This is a genomic window from Pseudomonas sp. CFBP 8770 (assembly GCF_014841705.1).
Taxonomy (GTDB): domain Bacteria; phylum Pseudomonadota; class Gammaproteobacteria; order Pseudomonadales; family Pseudomonadaceae; genus Aquipseudomonas.
The window spans coordinates 276,425-291,388 of the sequence record NZ_JACYUL010000002.1; the positions used below are offsets into that span (position 1 = coordinate 276,425).

General features: G+C 62.4%; 11 protein-coding genes. 5 read left to right on the forward strand and 6 right to left on the reverse strand.

Features of this window, described 5'->3' with window-relative positions:
* Positions 1 to 384: 384 nt before the first annotated feature.
* The 4 genes from IFT98_RS06145 to IFT98_RS06160 form a co-directional block, all read right to left on the reverse strand.
* Positions 385 to 2,037, reverse strand: coding sequence for an AMP-binding protein (locus tag IFT98_RS06145; RefSeq protein ID WP_192047763.1), 1,653 nt, complete (start codon positions 2,035 to 2,037; stop codon positions 385 to 387).
* Entirely contained in the window at positions 2,034 to 2,774 is a 741-nt protein-coding gene (locus IFT98_RS06150; RefSeq protein WP_192047764.1) for a nitroreductase, read from the reverse strand. Before IFT98_RS06150 ends, IFT98_RS06145 begins: the two co-directional genes overlap by 4 nt.
* Positions 2,775 to 2,786: 12 nt before the next feature.
* Positions 2,787 to 4,175 carry an MFS transporter gene (locus IFT98_RS06155; RefSeq protein ID WP_192047765.1) on the reverse strand — a complete coding sequence of 463 codons (1,389 nt, stop codon included), beginning with the start codon at positions 4,173 to 4,175 and terminating at the stop codon, positions 2,787 to 2,789.
* 217 nt (positions 4,176 to 4,392) lie between these two features.
* Positions 4,393 to 5,412 carry an AraC family transcriptional regulator gene (locus IFT98_RS06160; RefSeq protein ID WP_192047766.1) on the reverse strand — a complete coding sequence of 340 codons (1,020 nt, stop codon included), beginning with the start codon at positions 5,410 to 5,412 and terminating at the stop codon, positions 4,393 to 4,395.
* Between the two features lie 213 nt (positions 5,413 to 5,625).
* Here IFT98_RS06160 and IFT98_RS06165 point away from each other — a divergent pair, with 213 nt between their 5' ends.
* The 3 genes from IFT98_RS06165 (at position 5,626) to IFT98_RS06175 (ending at position 8,659) form a co-directional block, all read left to right on the forward strand.
* Positions 5,626 to 6,600: a quinone oxidoreductase family protein gene (locus tag IFT98_RS06165; RefSeq protein WP_192047767.1), complete on the forward strand. Its 975-nt coding sequence runs from the start codon at positions 5,626 to 5,628 to the stop codon at positions 6,598 to 6,600.
* Positions 6,597 to 7,520 (forward strand): LysR family transcriptional regulator, encoded by a 924-nt coding sequence (locus IFT98_RS06170; protein ID WP_192047768.1) that lies wholly within the window; start codon positions 6,597 to 6,599, stop codon positions 7,518 to 7,520. The genes IFT98_RS06165 and IFT98_RS06170 overlap by 4 nt, the downstream gene beginning before the upstream one ends.
* 491 nt (positions 7,521 to 8,011) lie before the next feature.
* A complete protein-coding gene (locus IFT98_RS06175; protein ID WP_192047769.1) occupies positions 8,012 to 8,659 on the forward strand; it encodes a serine protease in 648 nt (215 codons plus the stop codon).
* A gap of 94 nt (positions 8,660 to 8,753) precedes the next feature.
* Here the strand turns inward: IFT98_RS06175 and IFT98_RS06180 are convergent, their stop codons facing one another.
* Both IFT98_RS06180 and IFT98_RS06185 read right to left on the reverse strand, forming a co-directional pair.
* Positions 8,754 to 9,215: a PA2169 family four-helix-bundle protein gene (locus IFT98_RS06180; protein ID WP_122476136.1), complete on the reverse strand. Its 462-nt coding sequence runs from the start codon at positions 9,213 to 9,215 to the stop codon at positions 8,754 to 8,756.
* A gap of 187 nt (positions 9,216 to 9,402) precedes the next feature.
* On the reverse strand, positions 9,403 to 11,517 hold the full coding sequence (locus IFT98_RS06185; RefSeq protein ID WP_192047770.1) for an ATP-binding protein: 2,115 nt from the start codon (positions 11,515 to 11,517) through the stop codon (positions 9,403 to 9,405).
* A gap of 288 nt (positions 11,518 to 11,805) precedes the next feature.
* Between IFT98_RS06185 and IFT98_RS06190 the strand changes: the two genes are divergently transcribed.
* Both IFT98_RS06190 and IFT98_RS06195 read left to right on the forward strand, forming a co-directional pair.
* Positions 11,806 to 12,231, forward strand: coding sequence for a cell wall hydrolase (locus tag IFT98_RS06190; protein WP_192047771.1), 426 nt, complete (start codon positions 11,806 to 11,808; stop codon positions 12,229 to 12,231).
* Between the two features lie 296 nt (positions 12,232 to 12,527).
* On the forward strand, positions 12,528 to 14,951 hold the full coding sequence (locus tag IFT98_RS06195) for a glucose/quinate/shikimate family membrane-bound PQQ-dependent dehydrogenase (protein ID WP_192047772.1): 2,424 nt from the start codon (positions 12,528 to 12,530) through the stop codon (positions 14,949 to 14,951).
* Positions 14,952 to 14,964 lie beyond the last annotated feature (13 nt).

Below are 14,964 nucleotides of genomic sequence, written 5' to 3' on the forward strand. Positions count from 1 at the left end.
CTGGATGAGATGCAGGCGAGGGGGGGTAGGGCCTGATCTCACATACCGACGACGCTGTCGGCTGAACGGGTGACGAGCGTTTCGCTTGTGACCGCAGCCGCATCGTTGGGGCCGGGTCGCCCAGTGCGTGGGGGCGCTGGAGGAAACAGATGTCGCGTGGGGCGCGACGTCTCAAACGAAGCAATAATCAGGCCGCTGTCAGTAACTAAATGTTTTCACTAGTAATTTTTCTTTGGTGCGTTTTTGAGAGCGCAATAGTGTGCTCCAGAATGGGAATCCTGCACTCATACCGGGCAGGGTCCATCCGATGGGTAACATCAGCGGCAGTGCTCGGGAAGGGTTGAACACTGCCCCTATGCATCGAACGGACGTTCGCAAACGGCTTCACCCGCCGGACGCAAGCCTCGAGATGGCAGCCTTGCTACCTGCACGCTCGCGCAGCACGAATTTCTGGATTTTGCCCGTGGCCGTCTTCGGCAGCTCCGTGAAGATGACCTGCCGCGGGCATTTGAACCTGGCCAGTCGCGTTTGGCAGAACGCGATCAGCTCGGCACCGGTGGGCGCCGCGACACCGGCCTTGAGTTCGATGAAGGCGCACGGTACCTCACCCCATTTGTCGTCGGGCTGGGCCACGACAGCCGCGTGCAGGACGCTGGGATGGCAGTGGATGACATCCTCGACTTCGATCGAGGAGATGTTCTCGCCGCCCGAGATGATGACGTCCTTGGAGCGATCGGTGATCTGCACGTAGCCGCCTTCATGCACCACGGCAATGTCGCCCGTGTGAAACCATCCACCCGCGAATGCTTTGCCGGTGGCCGACACGTTCTTCAGGTATCCCATCATCACGGTATTGCCGCGCAGCAACAGCTCGCCGGTAGTGACACCATCGTGCGGTACCGCGATCAAGGTGTCCGGATCGGCCACCATCATCCCTTCGAACGTTGCCGCTCGCGTGCCTTGGCGAACCCGGAAGGCGCGCTGCTCGCTGTCCGTCAGCGCGTCCCAGCCGTCTTGCCACACGCAGCTCACCGGGGTCCCGGATACCTCGGTGATGCCATAGACGTGATCCACGTCGAAGCCCAGTGCAACCACGGCGCTGAGCACCGAAGCCGGTGGGGGGGAGCCGGCCGTGAGCACGCGCACAGGTGATCGCAACACCTCGCGATCACGCGCATCGGCAATCATGGCCATGACCACGGGTGCGGCGCAGAAATGGTCCACGCCGTGGGCGTCGATGGCATCGAACACGGCCTCGACGCTGACCTTGCGCATGCACACATGAGTGCCCGCCGCTGCGGTGATCGCCCAGGTAAAACACCAACCGTTGGCATGGAACATCGGCAACGTCCACAGGTAACGCGGCGCACGCGGCAGCGGCCAGTTGGTCATCTGCAGCAGGCTCATCAGATAGGTCGCGCGGTGGCTGGTGACGACCCCCTTGGGATCGCCCGTGGTGCCGGAGGTGTAGTTCAGGGCGATAGGGTGCCACTCATCGACAGGCCAGACGCCGGCAAAATCCGGATCGCCATTGGCGAGCAGCTCTTCATAGCCCACCACGCCGATCGATGGCCCCAACGGCGCGAAGGGGTCGTCGATATCGATCACGATCAGCGCCTGATCCAGGCGCTCGAGCGCCGCCGCAACCAGGCTCGCGTATTCGCGATCCACCAGAACGGCCTTGGACTCGGCATGACGGAGGATGAACGCCACGCCTTCGGCATCGAGCCGGCAGTTGATGGTGTTGAGCACTGCGCCCGATAACGGGATGCCGAAATGCGCTTCGAGCATGGCCGGCGTATTCGGGCACAGAATGGAGACGGTATCGCCAGCGCCCAATCCCCGAGCGACCAGAGCGCTGGCCAGTCGCAGGCAGCGCTCTCGCGTCTGCGCCCAGGTCCGGGTGATGGATCCATACACCACCGCGGCCCGTGTCGGATGGGCCAGCGCAGCCCTTTCCAGAAAACCCAACGGGGTAAGGGGGAGGTGATTGGCCGGGGTCTTGTCGAGGCACTCGTTGAGGGCTGCAGGCTTCATGGGCGAGTCTCTTTGTTATTGTGATGAAAGGTGGTGAATGCACTCACCGCTTCGCGCTCGGTGACCAGCTCGTTCTCGATGCTGGAAGCGTCCGCATAGCCCAGGCTCATGCCGCAGACCAGCATTTGCTCGTCGGGAATGCCAAGGACTTCGGCGATGACGTGGTGATACTTCAGAAAGGCGGCCTGAGGGCACGTGTGCAACCCACGAGCCCTGGCAGCCACCATCACGCTCTGCAGGAACATCCCGTAGTCCAGCAGGCTTCCTTGCTGGAGCACGCGGTCGATGGTGAACAGCAGACCTACCGGCGCGTCGAAAAACCGATAGTTGCGGCCGTGCTGTTCGTGCATGCGCTGCTTGTCGCCCTTGGCAATACCGAGCAGTCCGTACAGCTCCCAGCCGACCTTCTTTTTCCTGTCCACGTAGGGCGTCACCCACTCCCTGGGGTAGTACTCGTAGGGGGCGAGCAGCTGGTTGGCATGGGCGGGATCGTTGTCTATATCCGCTATGGCGTTGGACAGCTGCCGTTTGGCGTCGCCAGTGACCACGTGCACACGCCAAGGCTGCATGTTCACCCCCGTCGCGCAGAAGCGGGCGACATCGAGGATGCTTTCCACGTCTTCCTGGGCCACGGGGTCAGGAAGAAACGCCCGGATGCTGCGCCGAGACCTGATCGCCCAGTCCACAGCCTCCACAACCAGGGCGGGGCTTGACGGCGGTTGAGACAGTCGATTCATAAGTGCCTCGAGTCAGGTGGATTTGGAGGTGGCGCGATTCAAGGCCGCACCGTCGGTGGCCGGTGGCGCACGGCGGGTCGAGCGCGCCTGGGAAGAATCGGCGAGGGACTGATTGATCAGCGAAACCGCTGCCGCACCGATCAGCCCGGCAAGGGCGATGGCCATGAAGTTCTGCTCCAGCGGCAAGTGCATCGAGATCAACCAGCCGATCAGCACCGGGGCTACGATGGCGCCTATGCGGCCGACGCCCGATGCAAAGCCGACGCCGGTGGCCCTGATGGTCGAAGGGTAGAAATCACCGGCGTAGGCGTAGGCCAGCAGTTGCGTGCCCAGAGTCGATGCGCCGACCGTGAACACCACGGCGTAGAGCAGGGTAGGCGAGCGGGTGTAGGCAAGCATGACCAGCGCCAGGGCGCCGACGATGTAGAAGCACACCAGCACACGCTTGATGTTGAACCTGTCGCCCAGCCAGCCACCGCCCAGCGCGCCGACGATGGCGCCGACGTTGAACACGATCACGAAATTCAGCGCCGATCCCAGGCTGAAACCCGCCATCGCCATCAGCTTGGTCAGCCAGGAGTTCAGCGCGTAGACCATGAACAACCCGGTCATGAATGCCGCCCAGATCATGACCGTGCTGAAACCGCGGCCATCGGCGAACAGGTTGCGCACGGGGGAATTTTGTTTATCGAGGATCTCCGGGTTGCCGGCCATAAGCGCATCGTCGGGAATCATGTTGCCGGGATCGAGCTTTCTCGCCACCTCCCTGAGTGCGTCCTGCTGGCCCTGTTTGAGCATGTAGCCGATGGAATCAGGCATGCTCTTGAGAATGAACGGGATGAGAATCACGGGCAGGCCAGCGACGTAGAACACCCATTGCCAGCCGTGACTTTCGATCAGCTGTTTTGCGGTAAGGGCGACCAGGATGCCACCCACGGAATAACCGGCGAATACCAGCGTCACCAGGCGGGTGCGCAGTTTCAATGGCGAAAACTCGCCCATCTGCGCGGTGCAGATCGGCAGCACGCCGCCGATACCCAGCCCTGCGATGAAACGCATGATGCTGAAGCTGATGGGGTCGTTGGTCAGCCCGGCACCCGCAGTGAACAGACTGAACAGCGCAACGCAGATGGCCGTCATTTTCGGCCGACCGATGCGATCGGCCAGCGTGCCGAGAAAGATCGCGCCGAGCATGGTGCCAAACAGCGCCGAGCCGGCCATGATGCCGGCACTGGTGGCCTCGATGTTCATGTCCTTCATGATGGCCGGCAGTGCCGCACCCACAACGGCGAGGTCATAGCCGTCGATGATCAGGATGAGCACGCACCAGAACAGGATCAGGCCATGGAAGCGGTTGAATCTTGAATCCTTTGCCAGCGCGAATACGTTCACGGGTTGCATAGCGTGTCTCCTTCGGTTTTATTCTTGTTTTGAAGTGCACAGGTGTTCCGCCGACCAGGCCTTGGGCAGCGGCCATGGCTGGAGTTCGGCTATCGTAGGCGCCGGCATGGAATAGGCCCATGTCCAAAGTCGTCGTTCTGATTGGGGTGTTTGGACAGTCCCCAGGCAGGGACAGGCGGGACGGTTTGCTTATTTCAGAGTGGCGAACAGCCAGTGCTCATGTTTGATCGGCTTCGGTGCGGCGATAGCAACCGGGACTGACGCCCGTCCACTTCTTGAAGGCCCGATGGAAGGCGCTGGCGTCCTGAAAACCGGTTTGCAGTGCCACTTCGACCACTGTCAGCTCTTCACGGCCAAGCAGATGAATGGCCATGTCCCGGCGAAGGTCATCTTTCAGGCGCTGGTAGCTCAAGCCTTCGATGTGCAACCGTCGTTGCAGTGTCGAACTCGACGTGCCCAGCGATTTCGCCAACCGGTCGAACTCAGGCCAGTCCTCCGGATCCACACCGCGAAGCTTCTGACGAACCCTTGCTCCCGTGCTTTCATCGTTGCGGTACTTGACCAGCAAATTGCCGGGCGATTCTTCCAGGAAAGGTGTGAGGGTTGCGGGTGTCTGCACGACTTTGAGGGCGAGGAGGCTGCGATCGAACCGGACGGTGGTCTGGGCGACACCGAACACCAGCGACTCGCAGAAGCGCAGGCGATAGTCGCTGTCGTCCAAAGGTTGTGCCGCACGGAAGCCGATGCTTTGGATAGGCAAGCGCCGGCCGCCCAGCCAGCAGAGCAGTCCGTGCACCAGGATCAGCCAGGTGCCATAGCTGAACAGGCGTCTTTCCACGCCGTGGTCGTGAATGACCAGCACCGCCGAGTCGTCTTCGTACGTCAGCTCGCCGTAGACATCGTCCAGGGCGCTGCGCAGAAACATCAGGATTCGCCGCAGCGCCTGCTCCAGCGAGTGGCAGCCCAGGGCGACGTGGCACATGAGGCGAAAGCTGCCTCTGCGCAGCGGATGGCTGTCGATGGCGAAAAACTCGTCGTCCAGCGCATTGGCCAGCGCAATCCAGAGTCGAGAAAACGCGACTGCGGAGACTCTGGCCTGGGGCGCATCGAGCAACCCTGGGTCGATGCCCGCGTCTCGCAGCACCGGCTGGATGTCGAATCCGCGCTGCACTGCCCCGTGCAGGGCTTCGTGCACCAGGCCTATGGAAGTCGTGCCTTTGTCTGCAACTACAGCCATGACGTGCCCCTGTAAGCGATGCACCGAGTGTCGACCCGCGGCCTGAACGGTAAACAAACGCGCAACGTCAGGCAATCGGTCCGAGTACAACAGGGCAATCGTCAACTGATCATTGCTGCACCCAGTGCAGGTATATACTGCAGATTCACCGTCTTGTGAAACGCCGAGCGCGTTTCCATACTCGTCGGCACTACTGACCGACTGGAGAACGACATGGCCGCAGTGATCCGTTTCAATCAACCCGGTGATTCCTCCGTACTGTGGGAAGACACCGTGGTCGAGCAGGCGCCGGGTGAAGGGCAGGCGTGGCTGCAACAGGCGGCCATTGGCGTGAATTATCTCGACGTCACCCAGCGCAACGGTGCGGTCAAGGTCCCGCTGCCGTCCGGCTTGGGCCTGGAAGGCGCAGGCACCGTGATCTCGGTGGGCCCAGGCGTAACCAACGTGCAGCCAGGCGACCGCGTTGCCTATGCCACCGGGCCCTTGGGCGGCTATGCGGCGCAACGGCTCTATCCGGCCGACCGACTGGTGAAGCTGCCCGATGGGGTCACCTTCGATCAGGCGGCGGCGGTGCTGTTCAAGGGCATCACTGCACAATATCTGTTGAAGTCCACCTACCCGGTAGGTCCTGGGACGACGATGCTGCTGTACGGTGTCGCCGGTGGCCTGGGGCAGATCATGGGGCAGTGGGCCAAGCACCTGGGGGCGTACGTCATCGGCGTAGTGTCGAAACCCGAGAGTGTCGAGCGGGCAAAGGCGGTGGGCTGCGACGAGGTGCTGGTATTCGATGCGGCCACGCTCGCCGCAGACGTGGCGAAGCTCACCCAGGGCCGCAAGGTCGATGTGGTCTACGACCCGATTGGTCGCATCTCCTTCGAAGCGTCGCTGGACAGCCTGCGTCCGCGCGGATTGATGGTGTCGTTCGGCGCATCGTCGGGTGCGCCTGGCGCGGTCGAACTGTCGACCCTCAATGGCAAGGGGTCGCTGTTCCTGACCCGGCCTTCCATCGTCGCGCACACGGCTTCCACAGCCGAATACCAGGAGCGCGCGGCCGACGTGCTGGCGGCGGTCGAGGCGGGCATCATCACCCCGCGGATCTGGAAGACCTATCCCTTGACCGAAGCGGCTCGCGCCCATGAGGCGCTCGAATCGGGTCAGTCGGCCGGGACAATCATTCTCGTCCCATGACTCCGGATCTGCTCGACAGTCAGCACAGCGACGAGATCGCCGCCTTCCTCGCCGTGGCCAGTCAGGGCTCGTTCGTTGCTGCCGGTCGATTGCTCCAGCGTCATCCCACGGTGATCTCCAAGCGTCTGGCCGCCATGGAGAAGCGGTTGGGCGTGCGCCTCATGGAACGCTCCACGCGCCAGGTCCGGATTACCGAAGTCGGCGCCAAGCTGGAACAGCGCCTGCGCGCAGCCCTGAGCCAGATTGTCGAAGCCGAGCAGCAGGCCACCTCAGGCGTCGCCCAGGTGCGCGGGGTCCTGCGCCTGGCGCTGCCGGCCGCCATGGGGCGGCTGTGGGTGGCCCCACTGTTGCCCGAGTTCCTCAGCGCACACCCCGGTGTTTCGATTGTGGCCGACTACAGCGAACACGTTGTCGATATCATCGAGCAAGGCTATGACCTGGCCCTGCGCATCGGCGAGCTGGATGACAGCCGATTGATCGCCAACAAGCTCTGCGAGCACCGCCGCATTCTCTGTGCGTCTCCTGCATACGTGGAACGCTGCGGCATGCCGCTGACGCCTGCAGATCTGATCCAGCACAACTGCCTGCGCTTCAGCGGGCTGGCGTCGTTTCCGGAATGGAAACTGCACCGCGCGGGCCGTCAGGAAAGCGTGACGACCCAAGGCACACTGACATCCAACGACAGCGAAACCCTGCTGAGCGCCGCAATGGCTGGCACGGGCATTCTGGGCGCGGGCGAATGGCTGATGAGCCGTCAACTGGCATCGGGTGAACTGGTTCAGATACTGCCCGACTGGCGACTGGACTCGGTGGGCGGAATCTACCTGATACGACCCTCTGCGAAGTTTCCGGCGGCGACCGTCCTGGCATTCAAGGCATGGATCGAATCGCGCTTCGTCGATGTGCCCCCTTGGGGATAGGTGTGCGGCGCAAGGGTCATGCTGTCGTCTGACAGCGATATCGGAACTACGTCACAGTAGTAGCGTAGTGATATTAAAGACTTCCCCGACCGGTCCGATACCCCTCTCACTGTGCAACGAGATAAATGGCTATGAGCCACTATCTAGTTGCCAGTCTTCAATGAATGATGGCATAATGTCATCACTGGTCGTTTCGCTTCCGCACCTTGGCGCGTTGCGACTTTGGTTGGCTAGGCATGCTCGGTAAAGGCTCTCAAGGCCTGGCCGTCATGCCCACCAACACCCGATCACGCTGTCAATCACGATCCGACAGGATCGCCAGGGAACAATGGCGGCCTGGAACACCGCGTAGCGCACCCATCAACGCGCCGGTTTCCAGGGTCTTTACAAACGCTCGCGCAAGCGAATCCATTCTCATCCAGAGGGATGAGAACCACGCAAGCAAGGTTGCTTTAATAGTCCCAGAAATGGGATTGCTACACTGGAACACGATGAATCGATCTATCTGCCTGATGTTCGGCCTGCTTCTTTCCGGCTGCAATGGCATGCCAACTCCCTTTGTCAGCGATGCCGCCTACAAAGACGCTTTCATGGTCACCTCGAGTCTTCCCGCCCCTCTCCTGTATCAGGCCTCGGCCGTGCAATGGAATGAGGACTACGCGGTTTCTGCCAAGCACACCCCTTATCTCAGTGACGTTGCGCACCGTGGTCGTGGCGATGTGGTCTTCATCAAGCGCAAGGCTGCAGCGGCTCCCCACTGGCGTCAGGCATCGGTCGGCGAAAACGTCACCGCCGTCGGCTTCAGTCCACTGCTGATGCCCGTCAAAGGCAGCGGCAAGGTGAAGGAGGGCAAACTGTTGCTGAGCAACCTCAACGATGGCGTGCTCTATTCCATCCACGACGGTCCGAGTGCCATGGGCATGTCGGGTGGTCCGGTGTATGCGGATGACGGCTCGGTAGTTGGCATCACGGTGGCATTCGTGCCGACGCGCTACACCCAGTCCATGACCAATACCGATCTGGCCGACGCCAAGCGGGTGAGTGTGTTCATGAGTTACAAGGAAATCGACAAGGAATGGCATCGCTTTCAGGGCGACGTCAAAGTACCGGCCCCAGTCATGGGCTATGTGACACGTTGAGTCGATCGGGTAACGGCGGGGATGTTGTCAAGGCGGGGGGCGTTGCGGGTAAAGCACGGCTCGGGCGGCCTTGGCAGCCGCCCAAGCCCCTCACTCATTTCTGAGCGCGAGCTGCGTCACGCAGTGCCTTGATCTTGTCATGGTTGCGCATGACGCCATCGAACTGCTTCTGGATCACGGCGCGTACCTCAGGGGTCACGTCATGGTTTTCCAGCGCTTTGGTGTAGCTCTTCTTGGCAACGTCTTCGCCGCGCTCTGCTTCGTTGAGCAGTGCGACGTCGTCCTTGCCGGTGATGGCCGACTTCAGGTCGACCCAACGACGGTGCAGATCGCCTGCAACGCTGGTGGTGGTTTCGGGTTCGCCACCCAGCTTGCGTACCTCGTTCTGCAGTTCTGCAGCACCGCTGGCGGTGTCGGAAGCGGCGGCTGCGAAGACTGCCTTCAGCTCAGGGTTGTTGGTGTTTTCGGCGAGATCCTTGAAACCAGCCTCACCATCTTTCGATGTTTCGATGAGGTCGTTGAGTACCTTGATCGTTTCTTTATGAGCGTCGGTCATTTCAAAATCTCCTTGGTGGACGGTCTGGCTCAGACCCAAGAGGCAGCCATGGCGTAGGCATGGTACGTACGCTGTGTTTAGGTCGCCCTGTTTGGCGGAAGGTTCCGATTTTTTTGAAAGGGGCGCTTTGGCAGTGCTTTCAGGCGCGTTTTCTGCGGAGCACAAATCGGCCAGGCGCCCTTCACCGTCAGGCCTTCGGCCCAGGCGCGCCTGCCAACTCTCTGACCAGTCGGTCCAGCTCGTCGAGTTCGAACGGTTTGCGCAGCACCACGGCGCCGGCGATAGCATCCAGTGCAAGGGTGTCGGCATAGCCACTGATGAAGATGATCGGTAGCTGGGGCACGAGCTGGCGTGCCTTGCGCGCCAGCTCGGCGCCATTCATCTCCGGCATCAGGAAGTCGATGACGGCTGCGGCGCAGCGCGTGTTGCCCAGTATCGCCAGGGCCTTGCCACCACGATCGGCCTCCAGCACCTGATAGCCACGTACACGCAGATCGTCGACCAGTACGGTGCGCACTGCATCGTCATCGTCGACCACCAGCACCGGCAGGGCGAGGGGGGCGAGCGGCGCCGCGACGCTGGTCGGCGGTGCGCTGATCGAATTCGCGCGCGGACGCTCGGCCATCGGCAGCACCAATTCGAAGGTCGAGCCTTGGCCCTGCTCACTGGTGATCTTCAGGTCGCCACCACATTGACGGCACAGTCCGTAGACCTGCGCCAGGCCCAGCCCGGTGCCGCGGCCCGACTCCTTGGTGGTGAAGAACGGTTCGCACGCCTTGGCCAGGACTTCCGCCGACATGCCGGTACCGCTGTCGCTGACCCGGATCGAGACGCTGGGTGGCGTGCCCAGCGGCGATGTTGGCAAGCATTTGACGGTGAACCAACCCCCATCGGGCATCGCGTCCCTGGCGTTCAGCGCGAGGTTGAGTATGGCCATTTCCAATTGCAACGGGTCGGTGCTGACGAACAGGCTGCGGTCAGGCGTCTGCATGTCGATATTGATGTCGGGGCCCAGTGCGTTACCGACCAGTTCGAAGGCGGCGGTGACGGTGTCGGCAAGGTTGACCGCCGATACGTTGAGCCGTTGTGTACGCGAGAACGCCAGCAGCTGCCCGGTCAGACGAATGCCCTTTTCGGTGGACAGCGTCGCCCGTGTCACGTACTTCGAGGCCTTGGGATCACTCTCTACATGGCGATGCAGCAGCTCGAGGTTGCCGGAAATGCCCATCAGCAGGTTGTTGAAATCGTGGGCGATACCGCCCGTCAGTTGGCCGACTGCATCCAGGCGTTGGGCGCGGTTCATCGCCTGTTCGGCGACGATGCGTTGCGCCGACTCCTGTTCCAGTTCGGCGCGCTTCTGATCCAGCTCCAGTTCCAGACGCTGCCTGATGGTGGTTTCCAGGCGACGCTGCTTCTGCCGTTGCAGGTCCAGTCGGGCAGTGACCCGGCCGTCCTTGACGATCAGGATGACCAGCGGCAGAAATACCGTTGCCACGACCAGGGCCAGGGCGGCGGGCGCACCGATGGCGCGAGCGTTGATGGCCGACAGCAACAGCCAGCCGATCACCGGCAGGATGGCCGTGAGCAGCAATTGCCGACGGGTGACCGCGCCCGCACGATTGCTCAGCGTGACCACGTTCAGCCAACCCTGGTCGGCCTGGAACAGCATCATCGAAACGGCCAGGCAGGCCAGTGCCGCTGCGGTGTGGACTGCCATGGCATTGAACAGCAGCACCGAGTACAAATCCTTCACACCGTAGGCGTAACCCAACAGGCCGATGCCGGCCACGCCGAAGGCGAGCAGGGCAAGCACATCGCAGGCTTTGTGGCGGCCAGCGAGCTGAGCCATGCGGGCCACGCCCAGCAAAGCCAGGCAGCTCGCCGTGGCCGGCGAAACGCTGCCGATGAAGAGCGCCGAAGGTGGAAACAACCAGGCGTTCACCGCCGCGCTCAAGACGTCGGCACCGAGCAACAGGTGTGCGCCCAGCAAGGCGAATGCGATGCTCGAAGCCAGGCCGGCGAGCAACCAGCTGGGGCGTGCGCGACGTCCCAGAAGGCTGGACAGCGCCAGACCGCACAGCGCCATGGCCGTCAATGGCGACATGCCCATCAGGCCCGGAAAGAGATAGCCCAGCAATGGCTGGCCCAGCAGGTATTCGCAGAGCGCCGTGGCACCGGTAAGCAGGGCCACCCACGACAACAGCTTGGCCACCCACCTGACCGATGTCGCGGCGTGCAGACGGCTCAGTCCCCAGCCGGAGGTGTGGGCACCGGTATCCAGGTCGTCGTCGGGTGCGTGCATCGGTAATGGGCCTCCGTGATGGGGTGGTCGATCGAGGGCAGGTCGGCGCGGGGCGACGGACCGGGCATGGCGATGACATTTGTAGAGCCAATGCCGCCAATTCTCAAGCCTTTGGCATCGACCTTGGTCACGGGAAACTGCAGCCACGGCTTGGCAGGCAGGGAATCGTTGCCGGCTGGCAAACCCCCGTGCAGCTCAGCAATCTGGCCGCGCTGGGAGAGCAGTCAGGACAGCCACGAGGTCGTTGCCCAGTACTGCTGCCGCGGCCATTCACATGCAGAGATCACCATGACACACATTCAGCAGGTACACGACGTCGTTGCGCGAACGCTATGGGGTGAAGCCCGTGGCGAAGGCGTTGCCGGGCAGATCGCGGTGGCGTGGGTCATCCGCAACCGTGTGCATGATGCCAATCCCCGTTCGTGGTGGGGCGAGGGCTACATCGGCGTGTGTCATAAATCCTGGCAGTTCAGTTGCTGGAACCCTGGTGATCCCAACTACCCCTACCTCAGCGGTGCTCGTCCCATTCCGCAGGCGCAATGGGCGCAGGCCCTGGCGGTGGCCGAGCAGGTCATCGCTGGCCGTACGGCGGACCCCACCGACGGTGCCACTCATTACCATGCATTGCGCCTTTCCCCACCGCCAGCCTGGGCCGCCGCAGCGACACGTACGCGGGTGCTCGGCGGTCATGCGTTCTTCAAGGATGTGCCTTGAGCCCAGGTGCCGCTCGGGGAAAACCCCGGCAGCGTTACAATCGGCGCAACAGTGTTTCACCCATCCAGGCCGGGGCGATTTGTCGCAGCTGGCGGATTTTTTTGATATCGTTGCGTAACTAACTAATTAGTTAATGCTGTGGCGGCGTCCGTCGTTCCTCTTTGGAACCTGATCGGGAAGCCGTGCAGGTCGTGAAAGTGCGCCACGAACATCGTCCCGACAAGCGTGTCGCGATGGCTTGCCTACACTTTGCTCAACCTTCCAGAAACGTTCATGCGTCAACAGGATCATGCAACATGACTAAGCCTCAACCTTCACCAGCGGTGCGCCGCTGGCCCATCTGGGTCGCCGCCTTGGGCGTACTCGTGTTCGGACTGCTCTACCTTGCGGGCGGGGGCTACCTCGCCACCCTGGGCGGCAGCTGGTATTTCCTGCTGGCCGGCCTGGGCATGACCGTTGCCGCCATTGCTCTGTTCAAGTCGCGCCTGCTGGGTGCCTGGCTGTTTGCCACGGTGATGGTGCTGTCGGTGATCTGGGCACTGGTCGACGCCGGGCTGAATTTCTGGCCGCAGATTTCCCGCCTGTTCGCGCTGGGTGTGCTGAGTCTGGTCGTGGCATTGGCCTATCCCACCTTGCGTCGCGCCAACGGGCTGAACGGCGGTCGCGCCGGCTATGCGCTTGGCGCGCTGCTGGCAGTGGCCGTCGTGGCTGGCGCCGCCGGCATGTTCGTGCCGCATGCCTCGGTCGCCCCGACCGGGGAAGGCCCAGGCCTGACCCAGGTCACGCCGGCCAACGCGCAGAAGGACTGGGCCCATTACGGCAACGACGAAGGCGGCAACCGCTTCGCCGCGCTTGATCAGATCAATCGCGACAACGTCGCCAGCCTGGTTCCGGCCTGGACCTACCACACCGGTGACGTCGCCATCAGCAACGGCAACGGCGCGGAAGACCAGGCCACACCGCTGCAGGTGGGTGACAAGGTGTTCATCTGCACTCCGCACAACAACATCATCGCGCTGAACGCCGACACCGGCAAAGAGCTGTGGAAAAACCAGATCAATGCCCAGGCTGCGGTCTGGCAGCGTTGCCGCGGCCTGGCCTACTTCGACGCCAGCAGTGCGGTGGTGGAGTCGAGCGAAGGCAATACGCCGGTCAAGGCCGTTGTAGTCGCGCCAGGTGCCAATTGTCAGCGTCGCTTGTTGACCAACACCATCGATGCCCGCCTGATTGCCGTGGATGCCGACACGGGCGAGTTCTGTGAAGGTTTCGGCAACAAGGGTCAGGTGGACTTGAAAGCGGGTCTGGGGAATGTCCCGGATTCCTACTATCAGTTGTCGTCCGCGCCATTGATGGCCGGCACCACGGTAGTGGTCGGTGGTCGCGTCGCCGACAACGTCCAGGCCGACATGCCCGGCGGTGTGATCCGTGGTTTCGACGTGGTCACCGGCGAAATGCGCTGGGCCTTCGATCCGGGCAACCCCGAGGACAAGCAGGCGCCGACCGGTGACAACACCTACGTGCGCAGCACGCCCAACAGCTGGGCACCGATGTCGTACGATCCCAAGATGAACACCGTGTTCCTGCCCATGGGCAGTTCCTCGACCGATATCTACGGTGTCGAGCGCACGCCGCTGAATCACCGCTATGGTGCTTCGATCCTGGCGTTGAACGCGACTACCGGTGAAGAGAAGTGGGTCTACCAGACCGTGCGCAACGACCTCTGGGACTTCGACCTGCCCATGCAGCCTACCCTGATGGACTTCCCCAAGCCTGACGGCAGCAGTGTGCCGGCAGTGGTGATCGGCACCAAGGCGGGGCAGATCTATGTGCTGGACCGCGCGACCGGCCAACCGCTGACCGCCGTGCAGGACATTCCGGTCAAGGGCTCGGACATTCCTGGCGAACCCTATGCCAAGACTCAGCCGTTGTCGGTGGGCATGCCGCAGATCGGCGCGCAACACCTGACCGAGTCGGACATGTGGGGTGCCACCCCGTTCGACCAGATGCTGTGCCGGATCTCGTTCAAGAAAATGCGCTATGAGGGTCTGTACACTGCGCCGGGTACCGATGTGTCGCTCAGCTTTCCTGGGTCCCTGGGCGGGATGAACTGGGGCAGCCTGTCGACCGATCCGGTGCATGGTTTCATCTTCGTGAATGACATGCGTCTGGGCCTGTGGGTACAGATGGTGCCTCAGCAGAAGGATGCCAAGGCGTCTTCGGGTGGCGAAGCGCTCAACACCGGCATGGGCGCGGTGCCACTCAAGGGCACGCCGTATGCGGTGAACAAGAATCGCTTCCTGTCCATCGCCGGCATTCCGTGCCAGGCGCCACCGTTCGGTACCTTGACCGCAATCGACATGAAGACCCAGAAAGTTGCCTGGCAGGTGCCGGTGGGGACCGTGGAAGATACCGGGCCGCTGGGTGTGAAAATGCACCTTCCGCTGCCCATCGGTATGCCGACGCTGGGCGGCACGCTGTCGACCCAGGGCGGCCTGGTGTTCATTGCCGGTACCCAGGATTACTACCTGCGTGCGTTCAACTCGGCGACGGGTGAAGAGGCGTGGAAAGCTCGCCTGCCGGTTGGCAGCCAGGGCGGCCCGATGACCTTCGTTTCGCCCAAGACCGGCAAGCAATATGTGGTCATCACCGCCGGTGGTGCGCGCCAGTCGCCGGATCGCGGTGACTACGTGATCGCCTACGCGCTGCCCGACAAGAAGTAATCCTTCACGCCGC

What these genes read in the sequence shown, in the direction of transcription:
- IFT98_RS06145 (WP_192047763.1), bottom strand. Translation starts at nt 2,037, where the DNA reads ATGAAGCCTGCAGCCCTCAACGAGTGCCTCGACAAGACCCCGGCCAAT.
- IFT98_RS06150 (WP_192047764.1), bottom strand. Translation starts at nt 2,774, where the DNA reads ATGAATCGACTGTCTCAACCGCCGTCAAGCCCCGCCCTGGTTGTGGAG.
- IFT98_RS06155 (WP_192047765.1), bottom strand. Translation starts at nt 4,175, where the DNA reads ATGCAACCCGTGAACGTATTCGCGCTGGCAAAGGATTCAAGATTCAAC.
- IFT98_RS06160 (WP_192047766.1), bottom strand. Translation starts at nt 5,412, where the DNA reads ATGGCTGTAGTTGCAGACAAAGGCACGACTTCCATAGGCCTGGTGCAC.
- IFT98_RS06165 (WP_192047767.1), top strand. Translation starts at nt 5,626, where the DNA reads ATGGCCGCAGTGATCCGTTTCAATCAACCCGGTGATTCCTCCGTACTG.
- IFT98_RS06170 (WP_192047768.1), top strand. Translation starts at nt 6,597, where the DNA reads ATGACTCCGGATCTGCTCGACAGTCAGCACAGCGACGAGATCGCCGCC.
- IFT98_RS06175 (WP_192047769.1), top strand. Translation starts at nt 8,012, where the DNA reads ATGAATCGATCTATCTGCCTGATGTTCGGCCTGCTTCTTTCCGGCTGC.
- IFT98_RS06180 (WP_122476136.1), bottom strand. Translation starts at nt 9,215, where the DNA reads ATGACCGACGCTCATAAAGAAACGATCAAGGTACTCAACGACCTCATC.
- IFT98_RS06185 (WP_192047770.1), bottom strand. Translation starts at nt 11,517, where the DNA reads ATGCACGCACCCGACGACGACCTGGATACCGGTGCCCACACCTCCGGC.
- IFT98_RS06190 (WP_192047771.1), top strand. Translation starts at nt 11,806, where the DNA reads ATGACACACATTCAGCAGGTACACGACGTCGTTGCGCGAACGCTATGG.
- IFT98_RS06195 (WP_192047772.1), top strand. Translation starts at nt 12,528, where the DNA reads ATGACTAAGCCTCAACCTTCACCAGCGGTGCGCCGCTGGCCCATCTGG.